The organism is Vibrio phycocola (genome assembly GCF_053850235.1).
In genome coordinates this window covers 695,402-711,015 of the sequence record NZ_JBSQDJ010000001.1, presented here as the reverse complement: position 1 = coordinate 711,015, position 15,614 = coordinate 695,402, and the positions used below count along the sequence as shown (strand labels likewise).

Sequence of the window (15,614 nt, the reverse complement as noted above, 5' to 3'; positions counted from 1 at the left end):
TATTTTTATATATTATTAAAAGACAGGTCAAAATAATATAATTATTTTGACCTGTCTTTGATATTAAAATAACGTGATTAATTCTAAAGCTTGATTAAATTAATCAAGTATCCCTGCTTTTTCACGTGCCTCATCTTCACCTGGATATACATATGCGTATTTTTCTCGATAGCTTAACGATGAATCTGGGTGCCACTCCTGAGGAATTGGGTGTAGTTCAGGGTGAACATGACCCTCGTCGTTTAGCGTCAGTTTAACCCATGCGAGATACTTAGAATCATCACGATATGGATAATCTTCACGGTAGTGAGTACCACGACTTTCTTTACGCTCCATGCCAGCGACAAGCTTCATTTCGGCGTTAAGTAGCATATTGCGACATTCATGAGCATTGCGCAGTTCGTGAAAATCCTCGACGCGCAGGTTATTTGCGAACTTTTTCTGCAAGTATTTGATTTGCTTTAGCGCGATTTCCAAGCGATCTTGCTCTTTGGTGTACATAACATAGTAAGGGTACATGATGCCTTGCATTATTCGAGTTACCCAATTTGGGTTGAATCCTTGTTCATTGTTAATAGGGAATAAAATTTGCTCTTTCATTTCCTCAAGAATTAAAACATCGACACTTGGCGTTGGTTGATCTTTTACATATTCAGCTGCAGCCCAACCAGAGCGAGCTCCTTGTACTGCAGACCCTGAAGATGATGAACCAAAACCGGCATATCCGGCGCCATTTTGCATTGAACACATTGCATCACCAGCTGCCCATAAGCCTTCGAGGTTTGAGCGGCCGTTGATATCTTGTGGAAAGACTCCTTCACCTTTATGGTTTCCCATACCCGTGGTTGAATACCCGGTTTTCATGCGTTCGGCTGTACCTGAGCCACTTGTTATATGGCAAGTTCCGCCCGGGCCTTTTAAGTATTGAGGATCCATCGGCTGTCCGCCAATGTTGATACCAATTGCGGTATCGATGCGTAAGCCCATTTGTCCGCCATTGAAATCTTTAGGATCAAGTGGACCGTCTTGACTCGGTGGACCGCCACCTAAACCTAATACCGTTTTCTTACTCGTTGCATCACCCGATGCTCGTTTCAAGCCTTTTTCATCTAGATAGCTAAATGGACGAGAAGGGTGGGCATCGTTGAACTCTTTGCCAGAAATTTGTGCACCAGCACGTATAGCCATCGCATCACCGTCGGCTGTGGTAGACGAACATGGGTATCCCATACCAACGGGTTTAAGTGAAGATGGGCCTGAACAAAGAATGGTGGCTTTTGCTAGAATTGCATACGGTTCACCTGTTTCCATATGGAAACCCATGCCGCCAACCACTTTTTCACCTTCTTTGATAAGCTCGACAATCATCACACGCTCAACCATTTCGACACCGACTGATACTGCTTTGCGACGCATAGGGTCGCCTGCGGCACAGTATTCTATAGACCGGGAAACTGTACCGTGTTGATAGTAATACGGGCGACCTTCTTCTGGATAATCTAATGCGGTAGTTGCACCCCATTCCCGAAGTTCATCAAAACGATCACGCGCTTCATCCATTAAAAGATTAGAGAAGTCTAAGTTGTTTAAATATTCACCTGATAATTTAAACTGAGTTAGGTAATCATCTCGGGTGATCTTTCCGTGGAATTCATCGTAAACAAACCAAGAGTTTGCCCAAGGTGTAAGGCCAGACCGACCAGTACGACCTTTCACTGCCATCGTAACTTTAGCGCCTGCTTCAGCTGCTTTTACTGCAGCAAAGCAGCCAGCAAAACCACCACCGATAACAAAGATTTCGGTCTCAATAACGTTAAGCTTCATATTCTTTTTGTTACTCATAACTGAACTCCTTATTGGTTTAGGTCTTTGCCAAGATTGACGACATCGAAGTTATGTAACGATGTCATGTATGCGCCTTCTGAGATTTCAATACAATCTGCAGGGCAGAAGTGTGCACAAAGCCGACATACTTGACAGTCATCAACGTAAGCAATTTTTGAGCGGCTACCACAGGTTAAGCAGCGTTCAGCTTCTCTTTGAGCTTGCGCTCTAGTGAATGATTGCATAGTTTCGTCGAAATTCGCGACGCGAACTTGTGCATCGGTAGACGTACGCTCTTGGCGCTCTTCAATGTATAAGTTGTTGCCTTGTGGAACAGGTTTTGCAATCTCTTGTTCTACTTCCGGTTGTGCCAACTCTTCACCTTTTAAGTAGCGGTCAACCATTACAGCAGCACGTTTACCGGAGGCAAGAGCCACGACGACGGTTGTTGGTCCTGTTACACCGTCACCAGCGCCAAATATATCTGATTCAACTTGTAGAGTTTGCTTATCAGCTTGAATATACCCTCGTTTGTTAGTTGCAACTTCAGATGGTACCAATTCTGCTTCAGCAGTTTGGCCGATGGCCATGATTACTGTTGTAATTTGAAGTTGTCCAACAACCTCACTACCAATTGAAGGGTTAAATGAAAGATCGGCATTTCGAACGCTTTCACATTCTAGTAGTGAGACGCCTGACAATGTTCCATCTGTTTGACTGAATGACTGAACACTACGCTGAGTATGGAAAATTACACCTTCTTCTTTTGCTTCTTTGATCTCTTCTGCGAGTGCAAGCATGTTATCTTTGTGTCCAGGCTCTATACGCTCTAAGCAAACTACATGCACTTCTTTTGCACCTAAACGAACAGCGGTACGAGCTGCATCTAACGCCACACTACCACCACCGATTACAGCAACACGTTGGTCAATAGAGTCAACGTTACCCGTACGCACACCTTTTAGGAATTCAATTGCTGTAGTTATTCCTTTAGAGTCAGCACCAGGTACCTTTAACAGCATTGGTTTTGCTGCACCGGTTGCCGCAATAAACGCTTTAAACCCCTGCGCTTCTAATTCAGTTTTAGTTATGTCTTTACCCACCGCAACACCAGTCTTAAACTGGATGCCCATTTTTTTATAAAAATCAATCTGTTGGGCGATAATTTCGTTAGACAAGCGGAAAGCGGGAATTGAATATTGAAGAAGACCGCCCGGTTTTTCATCTTTTTCGAATACGGTAACTTGATAACCTTTTTGAGTCAGCGTATAGGCTGCACTTAGGCCTGCTGGCCCAGAACCAATAACGGCGACTTTATCACCACTGTTACAAGGTGGCACAACACCATTATCTAAAACGATATCACCTAAATATTGTTCAATCCCGTTAATGTTGATGGCGGTATCGACTTGAGCACGGCTACATTCTGTCTCACAAGGGTGAGGGCAAACACGACCAGTAATAGAAGGCATTGGATGGCGCGATTGCAATGCAGCAGCGGCATCGTTTATTTGGTTTAATTTGATGAGATAGTGATATTCACGTTGATTTAGTCCTAGTGGACAATCACTACTGCATGGTGAAATTTCCGGTTGATTCTCTGAGGTGTCAAGCCGAAATACATCCATTGGGCAAGATTCAACACAGGTTCCGCAACCTATGCAATCTTCCGTATATATCTTTCTTACAGGCATTGCTCGTGCTCCAATACTATTTATATTTGTAATTTAGTTGCCCAGGGTAACTAATTGGGCAAAATTTTTAGTTTGTTACGTTGTTAATCATCTTTTTTAATGTTGATTTAAAGGCTTCAGCTTCTTCTGCGCTGATGCCTTTAAATACGCTATCTTTATGTTCATCAATGGTTCTGTGGACTATGGCTCGTATTTTGTGACCTTCAGGTGTTAAAAATACGTCCTTATTTCGCTGGTCATCACTGCGTTGGACTCGTATTGCTAGGTTGTTCATCTCGAGTAAATTCAGAGCTTTGACGACCGAAATTTTATTCATTTTTGTCAGTTCGGATAAACGTTTTTGACTCAGTCCGTCTTCTTCAAACAAGTACAACAGTAAGTGAAGCTGTTGGCTTGAAACATTAAGGCCTTGCTCACGAACTCGTTTTGCCAAACCTTCTTTTAAATGCTTATGAACGACACCTGTGAGGTTGAGAGGGCAATCGCTTGTGTAACACTTTTTCATCATCAATCTTAAATTTGGTAAATTTCGTTTCCCTAGGAAACTAAAATTAAGAAGCAATTACAATCAAATACTTACTCTTTGTGGTTGTTATGAGCTTTAGATCAAATTTGCTATTTCCATAATGTTAATGGCGTTTTACTTCTGTGGTAATTGTGTTTTAAGTGATGAGTGAATTTTAACAATCTGGAACGATTGTTAACGTTTAATCAGAAGTAAAGTGAATCTGGTTTTCCACTATCCCCACATCTTCAATAGCGACTGATACTATATCGCCATCAGAAAGAGCTTGCGTTCGTCCCGGTGTCCCCATAAATATTAAGTCTCCGGGCTTTAGGGTAAAATAGTGACTAAGATAGCTGACGACTTTACTTACGCTGTGAATCATAAATCGAGTACTCTCTTGTTGAACCACTTCATTGTTTAAACGTGTGGTTAATACGACATTTTCATAGTCGATCCCGCGGGTAATCGTATTCGCCAGTGGCCCAAAACCATCACTGGCTTTCGCTCTCATCCACTGCAAGTCTTGAGATTGCCAACTCCGTTCGGTTAAATCGTTACCTACCGTTACGCCAAATACATAATCTTTTGCATTGGCTTCTGAGACATTTCTAGCTTCTCGGCCGATAACCAAAACAAGCTCACCTTCGAAATGTAAGTTGTGAGCGTCTTTAGGCACGTCGATAGTTTTACCCGATAAAATCAGCGATGAAGGCAACTTGAGAAACAGTGGCGGTGCTTGTTCAGAAGGAGAGGAGAGGTGGCTGGCGAAGTTCATACCTACGGCAAAGACTTTTTCTGGCTCTGTTGGAAGTAAAAGTTCAACGTCTTGGAACGATAGTGGTTTACTACTCAAAGTATATTCAGAAAAAATATCACCGATTATCGGTTGGATTGAAATCCCTTCTACTTTTCCATAATAAGTGTTTTGTTGGTATTGGTAGCGAACATATTGCTCTGGTGCCGCTTGGACAGTACCAGCGAGTAATAATGTAATAAAGAACAGATATCTTGCCATGGAGTTCTCCTTGCTAAGAATTTTTGAAGCTCTTCGGTGTGAGCGCGCATCGACCATATAACTGTTAACTTATCAGATATGAATAATAAATAGATGTCTTTTTTGGTTGAGTGCTAAACCCAGCAACGCAAAAAATACATTGTTGCTTGATTAATTCCTATCCCGAATTTCGTATTTAACTACACAAACAGCCAACTTTTCATAATTTCCCTAAGAATTTTTAAACCTTTGTTTATATGTGTATATAGGTGAAATTGTAATCAGGTAATGAAAGTTGACCTAGCGCACGAATAATTCGATCAATATTTCATAAATGACAGCTGCTCGTTTCACTGGTGGGAAAAACAGTCTTCATATCGTGATATTTCGTCACTGAGAATGATTTTTGTGACCAATATCATGAGCTTCATTTCATAAATAGGATGTTCGATCTTATTTTTGCTGTTCTGAGTTGTTTCAATCGGAGTAGAGTTTGTTGCAGTTGAAACAAGAAGAGAATTCTTACAATGCTCAGGAAAGATATTTTATCCCCCAAAGAAGCCGCTGCAAAAGTCGAAGATGGCATGACTGTTATGGTCGGCGGATTTATGACAATAGGTACTCCAGAAGCGTTAGTCAATGCCGTTGCTGACTCTGGCGTGAAAAACCTAACGATTATTTGCAACGATGCAGGCTTGCCTGGTAAAGGCGTTGGTAAGTTAATTGAAAATGGTCAAGTGTCGCGCTTGGTTGCTTCTCATATTGGACTGAACCGTATTGCTGGTCAGAAAATGAATGCTGGTGAAATGGAAGTTGATCTGGTCCCACAAGGTACGCTCGCCGAGCAAATACGATCTGCTGGAGCGGGCCTTGGTGGTGTTTTGACCAAAACAGGCCTTCATACTCTTGTCGAAGAAGGTAAGCAAAAAGTTACGGTTAATGGTCAAGAATATTTACTTGAAGAGCCAATTAAAGCCGATGTGGCGCTTCTAAAGTCAAGTTTGACTGATGTTTATGGAAACACGTCATTTAATAAAACAACTGCGAACTTTAATCCAGTAATGGCAACCGCTGCCGAGCTTGTCATGGTTGAACCTGACCAAATCGCAGAACCTAACGAAGTTGATCCAAATAACTTCTCTCTTCCTTCAGTTTTAATTGATTTCATCGTGAGGTAATTGATATGTCCATGAAAGATATGATTGCTAAACGTGTTGCTCAAGAGCTGAACATTGGTGATTTAGTAAATTTAGGCATCGGAATGCCAACATCAGTTGCGGATTTTGTACCCGCTGATAAACACGTAGTCTTCCAATCTGAAAACGGTATGGTCGGCCTCGATGCGACGCCTGCTGAAGGTGAAGAAGATTGGGACCTGACTAATGCTGGTGGAACACCTGTGACCGCTGTTGAAGGTGCTGCTTATTTTGACTCAACATTCTCATTTACTTTAATTCGCGGTGGTCATGTTGATGCAACCGTTCTTGGCGCGATGGAAGTTGACCGCGAAGGCAACCTTGCAAACTACATGATTCCTAAAAAGATGGTCGCTGGAATGGGCGGCGCGATGGATTTAGTAAGCGGGGCTAAGCGCGTCATTATTATGATGACTCACTGCAACAAAAATGGCGAGCCTAAAATTCTTGAAGAGTGCACCTTACCACTCACTGCAGCCAAGTGTGTTCATCTAATTGTTACCGAGCTGGCAGTTATCGAACCAACTGAAGCTGGCCTAGTACTTAAAGAGATTGCTTACAACACAACCGTTGAAGAAGTTATTGACCGAACAGGTACTGAATTAATCATACCTGAATCAATTGAAATATTTGGAGAAGAATAATGAAACTCGTTCAAGCTAAAGACGTATCTGAATATCAACCACCAGCGCATTTTAATGTTGCTTGTCAAAAAATTCAGGGTCCAGAAACTGGCCTAGCTAAGTTTTGGCAAGGTCTTTCAATTTTTGAAGCTGATGGTGGCGCTGAGTGGCAATACGCCGAAGGCACATTCGGATGTGAGACTGAAAAAACCTATTTTGTTATCGAAGGTGAAATCACAGTGGAAAACGAAGCGGGTGAAACCTTTGTTGCAGGGCCACTTGATTCAATCTCCATGCTGCCAAATGAACAGCGCAAAATGTGGGTGAGTGGTGGCACTGTTGCTAAGGTTCTCGTCACAATTACCGCAGCGTAAAAGTTATTAAGCAACACAACAGATTAATAAATTAAATTTAAAAATATTAGAAGGTACAGAATAATGGTCATGACAAAAACATGGGATAACGACTTCGCAAAAAACTGTTTCGATCTTACCGACCGCGTTGTTGTTATTACTGGTGGTAACGGCACATTAGGCGCAGCATACGCTCAAGCATTTGCTTTACATGGCGCGAAAGTTGTTGTAACTGCTCGTAAAATGGAAACACTGCTAGAAACTGTAAAGTCAGTTGAAGAAGTAGGTGGTGTATGTACTGCTATTTCTGGTGACGTAACAAGTGTTGAAGCACAGCAAGCTATCGTAGATCAAGTTGATGAAATGTACGGCCGTATCGATATTTTAATTAACAATGCTGGCATGGCATTCCGTGCTCCAGCTGGAGAAATGCCTGCAGACAAATTCGAACAAGTATTGAGCGTGAATGTTACTGGTACTCTTGTTCCTTGCCAAGTTTTTGGTAAGTACTTCATGAAAAAAGGCCAAGGCAAAATCATCAACACATCAAGTGTTCGTGGATTCTGTGGTCACCCAGATGGATACTCTGCGTACTCTGCATCTAAAGCCGCTGTTGATTCAATCACTAAGCAATTGTCTACAGAATGGTCAATCAAAGGTGTGAAAGAAGGTTTCCGCATCAATGTAAACGCAATCGCACCAACATTGATTAAGTCCCCATTAACTCAAGAAATCTGTGAAGATCCAGCGCGTATTGCTCCTTTCCTAGCTCGCTTACCAATGGGACGTGTTGCTGAAACTAAAGACATGTTTGGTTTGGTTCTTTTCCTCGCATCTGATGCATCTGACTTTATTAACGGTCAAATTGTCTACGTAGACGGTGGCTGTACAGCGGGTTAATTGCTTGCTGGTTGTCCTCCTGAAATTTACGAAAGGTGAATTATGAAACACACTGACATTAAAAATATTACGATAGCTGGCGGATCTGGAATGATGGGCGTGGGAATTGCGCAAATCTTTGCAGCGGGCGGCCGTAATGTCACGATTAAAACACGTAACGTTGCAAATTGTTCTGTTCACGAAGATATGGCATCTCAATTAGATATGTTCATTCGTGAAGGCCTGCTTGATGCTGACCAAAAACATAACATTCTTGATAAAGTTACGATTACAGCTGATGCGATTGAAGCATATTCTAACGCTGATCTTATTTTTGAATCTGTACCAGAAGTTATGGATATCAAGCACGCAACGTTCAAAGAAATGGAAGCGCACGCAAGCCCAGAGTGTATTTTTGCATCGGGTACATCTGTGAAATCTATTACTGAGATAGCTGAAGTTGTAGAGAAAAAAGATCGCGTTGTGGGTATGCACTTTTGGAACCCAGCGGTACTTATTCCATTAGTTGAAGTTATTCGTACTGAAGCGACGAGTGATGAAGCTATTGATGTTTGTATGGACTTGCTCACCGATTGTGGTAAAGCACCAGCAGAATGTAAAAAAGATGTACCTGGTTTCTTAGCTAACCGTCTGCAGCATGCGTTGTGGCGTGAAGCTTTCTATATGTTAGATGCCGGCATTGCTGATGCAAAAACCATCGATGAATGTATTAAAAATTCATTTGGGTTCCGTGTTCCTCAACTTGCCCCATTTGAAAATGCGGACATGGTGTCAACGGAACTTAGCCTGAACATCCATAAGTATATGTTTGAATACTTGTATTCAGGCACAGAGCCTAGTGAAACATTGCAACGTCTTGTTGAAGAAGGCAAATCAGGCTTTAAAACAGGTGAAGGTTTCCAGAAGTGGACCGAAGCTGAAGCAAAACAGTCTAAAGATGATCTATTTAAGTACCTAATTGATCAAACTAAATATCGTAAACAAGCGAAAGCTTAACACGCTATGACGTACCCAATTTTTGGGTACGTTGATTCTACGTAAAATCTAATTAAGAATAATTCATTGGAGCAATAAAATGAGTAACAACTACGTTAACCCGTTCGAAGGTAAAGTGATTGTCGACCTTTCTCACCCTGTTGGTTCTCAGTCACCTCAGTGGCCTTACTTCCCACAACCAGAAGTGACTCGTGCACACGGTCTAGCGAAATCTGGCGTATTAACTCAGTTCTTCAAAATGCCAATGCACTGTGGTACTCACGCAGATTCTCCACGTCACGTAATTGAAACTGAATTTGACGGCCGCCGCGCTCGTTATACTCATGAAATGGATCTGAATGCTTATTGTGGTCCAGCGGTATGTTTAGACCTTTCTGATCTTGAACAGTGGACACTAATCAAAGCAGAACACATGGATGCTGCACTTGCTAAAACAGGTGTAACTCACGCTGAACTAAAAGACATGATCGTGATTATTTACACTGGTATGTGTGAAATCTGGGACGACAGCAAACAGTACTACCACTACGCAACTGGTGTAGGCGCATCTGTTGGCCACTGGTGTATGAAGCACGACATCAAAGCATTGGGCGTTGACCAACAAGCACTTGACCACCCTCTACATACATCTATCGGCGAAAAACTTGCTGGTAAATTGTCTATGGGTCTAGAAGGTTACTCAGGTCTTCCTCTACGTCACGAATATATCGAGAAATTTGGTATTGAAGAGTTTGCTCACTTTGATCGCGAACTATATAAAGAAGTTCACGGCGAAGAAGCGTACCAAGAGCTTTACGGTTTAGTAGAAGAAAAAGGTATGTGTAACGGTGTTTGGGAACCATGTCACAAACTGTTATTAGGTAACGGTAAAGTAGGCTGGGAAAACGTTGGTGGTAATGTTGCTAAGATCGCTGGTAAGCGTTGCACAATCATCGGTGCTCCACTGAACCTTTACTGTGGCGATGGTTCTATGACTCGTCTAATGGCTGTTATTGATAAAGACGATGTAAACGATGTTACAGACCGCGTATACCCATACGGCGATCACTAATTAGATAGTTAATTTAAATTTGAAACTTCTTTGCTGTATTTGATAGTTGCCTACCTACTTAATAATTAAGCGATGAAGTTTCTCTTTTTATGGCCAATCGAATCGGAGTAAAGCGAATTCGGGTTGGTTTAATGAAATGAGGCGTAAAATGAAAGACATAGTCATTGTCAGCGCAAAACGTACAGCTGTTGGTGCATTTCTTGGCGCATTTAACAGTGTGTCCGCTGTCGATTTAGGTGTAACAGCGGTAACAGCAGCGCTTGAAGACGCTGGTGTTAAACCAGAGCAAGTTGACACTTTGGTTTTTGGTAATGTGTTAAACGCTGGTTTAGGCCAAAACCCAGCTCGTCAAGTTGCTATTAATGCTGGTATTCCAGCAGACCGTACTGCAAACGTCGTTTCTATGGTTTGTGGTTCAGGACTTAAAGCCGTAATGGATGCAGCAAACCAAATTCGTTGTGGCGAAGCTGAAATTGCCGTAGCGGGTGGGACTGAGTCAATGTCTCAGTCGGGTCACATTGTGTCAGGGATGCGTGCCGGGACTAAAATGGGCGACGGTAAGATGGTTGATACCATGTTACGTGACGGATTGACCGATGCTTTTGGTGGATACCATATGGGTATTACGGCTGAAAACTTGGCGGAGAAATTTGGGTTTACTCGCGAAGCTCAAGATACGTTCGCGGTTCAATCTCAAAATCGTGCAGAAGCTGCTATCACATCAGGTCGCTTTAAGGCAGAAATCGCTCCACATACAATCAGCACTCGCCGTGGCGATACAGTAGTAGATACCGATGAATTTCCGAAATTTGGAGCTTCAATGGAGACGGTTTCTAAACCACGTCCAGCGTTTAAGAAAGACGGTACAGTCACAGCTGCAAATGCTTCTGGTATCAATGATGGTGCAGCGGCAGTTGTTCTGATGACCAAAGAAAAAGCGCAAGAGCTTGGTCTCACACCAATGGCAACGATTAAAGCTCAAGCGACAGCAGGTTGTGCTCCAGAAATTATGGGATACGCTCCTGTTCCCGCAACTGAATTGGCCCTTAAGCGTGCTGAACTGTCAGTTAGCGATTTAGACCTTATCGAAGCGAACGAAGCATTTGCTGCTCAAGCAATGTCTGTTTGTGCAGATCTAGGCCTTGATTCTGAAAAAACAAACGTCAATGGCGGCGCAATCGCTATAGGACACCCAATCGGTTGTTCTGGTGCTCGCGTACTTGTAACACTGCTTCATGAGATGCAAAAGCGTGAATCTCAATATGGACTAGCAACGTTGTGTATCGGTGGTGGCCAAGCGGCCGCACTTATCGTTGAGCGCAGCTAAGCTGAGTTTCTAACCATTTAAAATTTACTTAGAGGTAATATTTATGTCTTTGGCAAACAAAAGAATTGTAACCGTTGCTTGTACTGGTGCATGGCCTAAGAAAGAACAGTTTCCGGATGTACCGGTAACTCCTCGCGAAGAAGCTGATGAAATCATTGCATGTCATGCGGCTGGTGCTTCAATTGCTCACATCCACGTACGTGATGACAACCAAAATGCAACAATGGATCTTGAAAAATTCGTTGAAACTGTTGGGTATATCCGTGAAGCGAAGTGTGACATCGTTCTTAACTTAACCACGTCTGGTGGGCTAGGACTTGCTGATGAAATCCGCATGATGCCTTTCCAAGAGTTGCGCCCTGAAATCGCAACGTTTGACGCTGGTACTATGAACTGGGCACACTCAACTGTATTTGAAAATACGCCTGTGTTCTTGGGTAAACTTGCTAAAGAAATGCCTCTAGTAAACGTTACCCCAGAAATTGAAATTTTCGATATCGGTATGATTCATAACGTACTGTTCTATCGTAAGTTTATCGATAAAGCGAATGCAAAAGCACGTGATGCTGGTGAAGCAGAAGTTCATAACCCATTCACTCGTCCACACTTCCAGTTTGTATTAGGTGCACCAGGCGGTTCTCCAGCTGAAGTTCATATCCTTTTACAAATGTTAGATGAAGTTCGTCGTCATTGGGGTGACAACTTTACTTGGGGTGGTTTAGGTATTGGTCGCGGTCACTTACCTATTATCAATGCTTGTATTGCACTTGATGGCCACATCCGTGTTGGTATGGAAGATAACGTTTACTACCGTCGTGGTCAGTTAGCGAAATCCAATGTCGAATTTGTAAACCGTACTAAAGAAATGTTGGCTTGTTGTGACATGGAAATTGCGACGCCTGATGAAGCTCGTCAAATTCTAAATCTTAACAAAGCAAACTTCCCATCGTGGAAATCATATTAATAATCAATTAGTTGATTATTAAGTTTAAAAAGGGATTATTATATATAATCCCTTTTTCATTTGTGCGATGTCTCATAACTGTCGAATTTTTTCATATAGAACGCCAAATGGTATTACTATGAGCGCTATTCGTAAATGTACGTAGTTTGGGCTTTACAATGTTTAACGACGATTTAAAAAAAATGAATATAGTCACAAATCCAAACGCGATTGATCCGCAGCAACTAGTAAGAATGTTATTTTTTATTGAGTTAATCAATGCTGGTTCAATCACTAAAGCGGCTGAGGCACTTAATGTTTCCACCAGCACAGGCTCTCGTTGGTTAAATGATCTTGAGCATGAACTTGGATTAAGTATCTATCAACGAAATAATCCCAATGAGCGTTTAACTGAAGCGGGTTCATTTTTATATAATAAATTCTCCGATATAACAGGTGATATTCATTTAATGATTAATGAATTGACCCAATTTACCAAAGAAACTCGTGGTAATATTCGTGTCTGTTGCACACCTATTTATGCTGAAAATGTTGTATTACCAATCGTGGGTGAATTTCTTGATGAAAACCCCTTGGTTAATATTCAAATGATGGTCACGCCAAGATCAATGGACTATTACAAAGACCATGATTTTATTATTTCTGCAATTGCGGGCTCTGCCTCTAATAAAGATGCTGAATTATTACTAGTTAGGCGAAATTTATTATCTCAAAAATTTATTACTGTCGCATCACCTGAATATATCCGTAAACATGGTGAACCATTAGTTCCTTCTGATTTAATTGACCATCGATGCTTGTACTCTAAAGCACTGCAAAACCAAAATGAGTGGTTGTATAAAAAAGATGGTGAAGTCATGCCAGTTAAGATAGTGAAATTCATAGAGTTATCTGATGGTAAAATGGAAGTGGCTGCTGCGTTAAATTCTATTGGTATTACATATGTTCCAGAATTTATTGTTTCTAAATATATTCAAGACGGTTCTTTAGTTTCTCTATTAGATGAATATGAAACCGATGATTGGTTCTTAAATGTATATTATTTACCACAACGGTTTATGACTCATTGTATAAAATCATTCAAAGATTTTTTCTTAGAACATCACAGAGATAAAACGAATAAATTTACAAATCCTCTCTAATTAAAATTCATATAATAATACTAGGTCAGAACAAAGGTTCTGACTTTTTTTCATTTAAATTACTCTATTGTAACATTTTTTATTAATGGGAATGGGGTTCCTATATATGCATTCTAATTAAATCGAAATGGTGACCAGACCTTATTTTTTATCGATATATATGAGGCACAATTGCGGTGAAATTGAAGCAAATTGGGCTCGATTGAGACAAATAAAATAAGAGGTTTACTATGAACTCGGTGTTATTAATGGTACTCATTTATAATGTCATCGTTATTGGTGGGATTGGGTGGTACTTAAATCAGAGAGAAAAGGCGTCTGGACAAGTAACAGATATGGCACGCGGGGGAGCTGATGCAAATATGGCTATGTTCTCTGTAACATTAGCTATTACTTATCTCGGCTCTGCGCACGTATATGGATTAATGGAAGTGGCATATGGAATGGGTGCGGTCGCACTTTGGTTCTGTTTTGCTCACACTATTTTAATGTGTGTTATTTGTCTTGGAACGGGCCCTTGGGTTCGTAGGTTTGGTTGTACAACAATCCCAGAACTACAAGGCCAAATGTTTGGAAAACAAATGAGAAACCTAACTGCATGTATTGGTGGTATGGTTGTATTTGGTCTAGTGTCTCTTGAAACACAAGCTCTTGGTATTGCTTTATCGGCAACCAGTGGCTGGACACTTCCTGTATCAGTTGTTGTCGGTGCGATTCTTGGTCTTGCTTACGTTAGTATGGGCGGTATTAAGCAAACCATGTGGGTTAACTTAGTCAATGCAGTTGTGATGTATGGCTCTATTATTATTGCAGGATTCTATTTAGCGTTCGTATTACCAGAAGGTTGGAACGGCGTTAGAGAGTTTTATGTTAATAATGGTCAGGAATTTAAACTCAGCATTTTTGGTAACTCTGACCTGTTATTTGGCTTCGGTATTGCTACAGTATTTTCGGTTGTTTTCTCGCAATCAGTCAACCAACAAGGTATGGCCGCTGCAATGTCGGCGAGAGACGAAAAAGTTATACGTCGCTCATTATGGATCGCTGCACCAATCAACGGCTTATTCGGTGTGTTCCCAGTTTTAGTTGGTCTAGCGGCATTTACTATTCCTGAGTTTGCAGAGTTAGGACCGAAATTAGCCGGTGCAACGTTGGTTACTAAACTTTTACCTACCTGGTTAGTAGTATTATTACAAGCTGGCTTCCTTGGTGCGCTATTATCAACGTACGCGATGACCGTTTTAGCGCCAGCGACAATATTTACTAAAGATATCATTCAAGCCAACCGTAAAACGCCTATGACGCCAGTTGAAGAAAAACAAACTATTCGTCGTATGATTCTTATTTTTGGTGTTGTGGGTGCGATTCTTACCTTCTTTAATCAACCAGCAATCGTACCTTCGATTAACTGGCTATTTGCTTGGTTAGCACCACTATTCTTTGTGACTATCGCAGGCTTGTTCTGGAAACGAAATGCTACCGTTGCTACTACCGTTCTCCTAATTTCATGGGCTTGTAACTTAGCATGGACTATTCGCCCTGTTAAAGAAGCGATCATTTCTGTAATACCAGCAAGTGCTCCTTTACAGAATGCACACATCACCGCGGTAGTGGGTTGCGTGCTTACCATTGTATTACTGGCGGTAACTGGCGAAGCTAAATCAGCAATGCTAAGTAAACAAAAAAACGCAACTGTTGGAGGTTAATGAATATGAACTTTGCCGGAGAACTATTTTTAAATGCATTCGCAATGATGATAGCGATTGTCGTAACGGGATATATTGTCTCACGAATATTAACTTCAATTTGGGGTGATAAGTAATGGACCAGACAGATGTATGGATGATTGGTGTTATAGTTTCAGGTGTTGTGTTTTACATTTGCACAATCTACTTCGGACGTGACTAACAACGACTATCAACACATATAATGCTTAAGCATTACCGAATAAAACGTCTGAAAGCAGCTCACTTTGATGAGCTGCTTTTTTAGTGCGTGTGTTTTAATACTACCAATACGCTAAGTCGTTGGAGCTTATATTG

14 protein-coding genes are annotated in these 15,614 nt (G+C 41.4%); 10 read left to right on the top strand and 4 right to left on the bottom strand.

Going from position 1 to position 15,614, the window contains the following annotated elements; translation table 11 throughout:
- Nucleotides 1–99: 99 nt before the first annotated feature.
- From ACWU4D_RS03200 to ACWU4D_RS03185, 4 genes are all read right to left on the bottom strand, one after another.
- Nucleotides 100–1,842: an FAD-binding protein gene (locus ACWU4D_RS03200; RefSeq protein WP_456049930.1), complete on the bottom strand. Its 1,743-nt coding sequence runs from the start codon at nucleotides 1,840–1,842 to the stop codon at nucleotides 100–102.
- A gap of 11 nt (nucleotides 1,843–1,853) precedes the next feature.
- On the bottom strand, nucleotides 1,854–3,518 hold the full coding sequence (locus tag ACWU4D_RS03195; RefSeq protein WP_456049929.1) for an FAD-dependent oxidoreductase: 1,665 nt from the start codon (nucleotides 3,516–3,518) through the stop codon (nucleotides 1,854–1,856).
- 67 nt (nucleotides 3,519–3,585) lie between these two features.
- Nucleotides 3,586–4,023 (bottom strand): MarR family winged helix-turn-helix transcriptional regulator, encoded by a 438-nt coding sequence (locus tag ACWU4D_RS03190; protein ID WP_456049928.1) that lies wholly within the window; start codon nucleotides 4,021–4,023, stop codon nucleotides 3,586–3,588.
- 202 nt (nucleotides 4,024–4,225) lie between these two features.
- Nucleotides 4,226–5,041 carry a fumarylacetoacetate hydrolase family protein gene (locus tag ACWU4D_RS03185; protein ID WP_456049927.1) on the bottom strand — a complete coding sequence of 272 codons (816 nt, stop codon included), beginning with the start codon at nucleotides 5,039–5,041 and terminating at the stop codon, nucleotides 4,226–4,228.
- Between the two features lie 506 nt (nucleotides 5,042–5,547).
- On the opposite strand from ACWU4D_RS03185, the gene ACWU4D_RS03180 reads away from it, so the two are divergent.
- The 10 genes from ACWU4D_RS03180 to ACWU4D_RS03135 all read left to right on the top strand — a co-directional run bounded on the left by ACWU4D_RS03180 (nucleotide 5,548) and on the right by ACWU4D_RS03135 (nucleotide 15,278).
- Nucleotides 5,548–6,198: a CoA transferase subunit A gene (locus tag ACWU4D_RS03180; RefSeq protein WP_456049926.1), complete on the top strand. Its 651-nt coding sequence runs from the start codon at nucleotides 5,548–5,550 to the stop codon at nucleotides 6,196–6,198.
- A 5-nt stretch (nucleotides 6,199–6,203) separates the two neighbouring features.
- The gene (locus tag ACWU4D_RS03175; protein ID WP_456049925.1) at nucleotides 6,204–6,860 is read left to right on the top strand and encodes a 3-oxoacid CoA-transferase subunit B; all 657 of its coding nucleotides are present in this window, start codon (nucleotides 6,204–6,206) and stop codon (nucleotides 6,858–6,860) included.
- A complete protein-coding gene (locus ACWU4D_RS03170; protein ID WP_456049924.1) occupies nucleotides 6,860–7,213 on the top strand; it encodes a hypothetical protein in 354 nt (117 codons plus the stop codon). Before ACWU4D_RS03175 ends, ACWU4D_RS03170 begins: the two co-directional genes overlap by 1 nt.
- Nucleotides 7,214–7,276: 63 nt before the next feature.
- Nucleotides 7,277–8,092: an SDR family NAD(P)-dependent oxidoreductase gene (locus ACWU4D_RS03165; RefSeq protein WP_456049923.1), complete on the top strand. Its 816-nt coding sequence runs from the start codon at nucleotides 7,277–7,279 to the stop codon at nucleotides 8,090–8,092.
- 42 nt (nucleotides 8,093–8,134) lie between these two features.
- A complete protein-coding gene (locus tag ACWU4D_RS03160; RefSeq protein ID WP_456049922.1) occupies nucleotides 8,135–9,088 on the top strand; it encodes a 3-hydroxyacyl-CoA dehydrogenase family protein in 954 nt (317 codons plus the stop codon).
- Nucleotides 9,089–9,167: 79 nt separating this feature from the next.
- Nucleotides 9,168–10,139 (top strand): cyclase family protein, encoded by a 972-nt coding sequence (locus tag ACWU4D_RS03155; protein ID WP_456049921.1) that lies wholly within the window; start codon nucleotides 9,168–9,170, stop codon nucleotides 10,137–10,139.
- A gap of 148 nt (nucleotides 10,140–10,287) precedes the next feature.
- Nucleotides 10,288–11,466, top strand: a complete 1,179-nt coding sequence (locus tag ACWU4D_RS03150; protein ID WP_456049920.1) for an acetyl-CoA C-acetyltransferase — start codon at nucleotides 10,288–10,290, stop codon at nucleotides 11,464–11,466.
- A 43-nt stretch (nucleotides 11,467–11,509) separates the two neighbouring features.
- Entirely contained in the window at nucleotides 11,510–12,430 is a 921-nt protein-coding gene (locus ACWU4D_RS03145; RefSeq protein WP_456049919.1) for a 3-keto-5-aminohexanoate cleavage protein, read from the top strand.
- A gap of 158 nt (nucleotides 12,431–12,588) precedes the next feature.
- A complete protein-coding gene (locus tag ACWU4D_RS03140; RefSeq protein WP_456049918.1) occupies nucleotides 12,589–13,572 on the top strand; it encodes a LysR family transcriptional regulator in 984 nt (327 codons plus the stop codon).
- Nucleotides 13,573–13,802: 230 nt separating this feature from the next.
- On the top strand, nucleotides 13,803–15,278 hold the full coding sequence (locus tag ACWU4D_RS03135) for a sodium:solute symporter family protein (RefSeq protein WP_456049917.1): 1,476 nt from the start codon (nucleotides 13,803–13,805) through the stop codon (nucleotides 15,276–15,278).
- The last annotated feature ends 336 nt before the right edge of the window (nucleotides 15,279–15,614 follow it).

Bases quoted from the DNA above. Each gene is read 5' to 3' on its own strand.
- ACWU4D_RS03200 (WP_456049930.1), bottom strand. From the start codon at position 1,842: ATGAGTAACAAAAAGAATATGAAGCTTAACGTTATTGAGACCGAAATC.
- ACWU4D_RS03195 (WP_456049929.1), bottom strand. From the start codon at position 3,518: ATGCCTGTAAGAAAGATATATACGGAAGATTGCATAGGTTGCGGAACC.
- ACWU4D_RS03190 (WP_456049928.1), bottom strand. From the start codon at position 4,023: ATGAAAAAGTGTTACACAAGCGATTGCCCTCTCAACCTCACAGGTGTC.
- ACWU4D_RS03185 (WP_456049927.1), bottom strand. From the start codon at position 5,041: ATGGCAAGATATCTGTTCTTTATTACATTATTACTCGCTGGTACTGTC.
- ACWU4D_RS03180 (WP_456049926.1), top strand. From the start codon at position 5,548: ATGCTCAGGAAAGATATTTTATCCCCCAAAGAAGCCGCTGCAAAAGTC.
- ACWU4D_RS03175 (WP_456049925.1), top strand. From the start codon at position 6,204: ATGTCCATGAAAGATATGATTGCTAAACGTGTTGCTCAAGAGCTGAAC.
- ACWU4D_RS03170 (WP_456049924.1), top strand. From the start codon at position 6,860: ATGAAACTCGTTCAAGCTAAAGACGTATCTGAATATCAACCACCAGCG.
- ACWU4D_RS03165 (WP_456049923.1), top strand. From the start codon at position 7,277: ATGGTCATGACAAAAACATGGGATAACGACTTCGCAAAAAACTGTTTC.
- ACWU4D_RS03160 (WP_456049922.1), top strand. From the start codon at position 8,135: ATGAAACACACTGACATTAAAAATATTACGATAGCTGGCGGATCTGGA.
- ACWU4D_RS03155 (WP_456049921.1), top strand. From the start codon at position 9,168: ATGAGTAACAACTACGTTAACCCGTTCGAAGGTAAAGTGATTGTCGAC.
- ACWU4D_RS03150 (WP_456049920.1), top strand. From the start codon at position 10,288: ATGAAAGACATAGTCATTGTCAGCGCAAAACGTACAGCTGTTGGTGCA.
- ACWU4D_RS03145 (WP_456049919.1), top strand. From the start codon at position 11,510: ATGTCTTTGGCAAACAAAAGAATTGTAACCGTTGCTTGTACTGGTGCA.
- ACWU4D_RS03140 (WP_456049918.1), top strand. From the start codon at position 12,589: ATGTTTAACGACGATTTAAAAAAAATGAATATAGTCACAAATCCAAAC.
- ACWU4D_RS03135 (WP_456049917.1), top strand. From the start codon at position 13,803: ATGAACTCGGTGTTATTAATGGTACTCATTTATAATGTCATCGTTATT.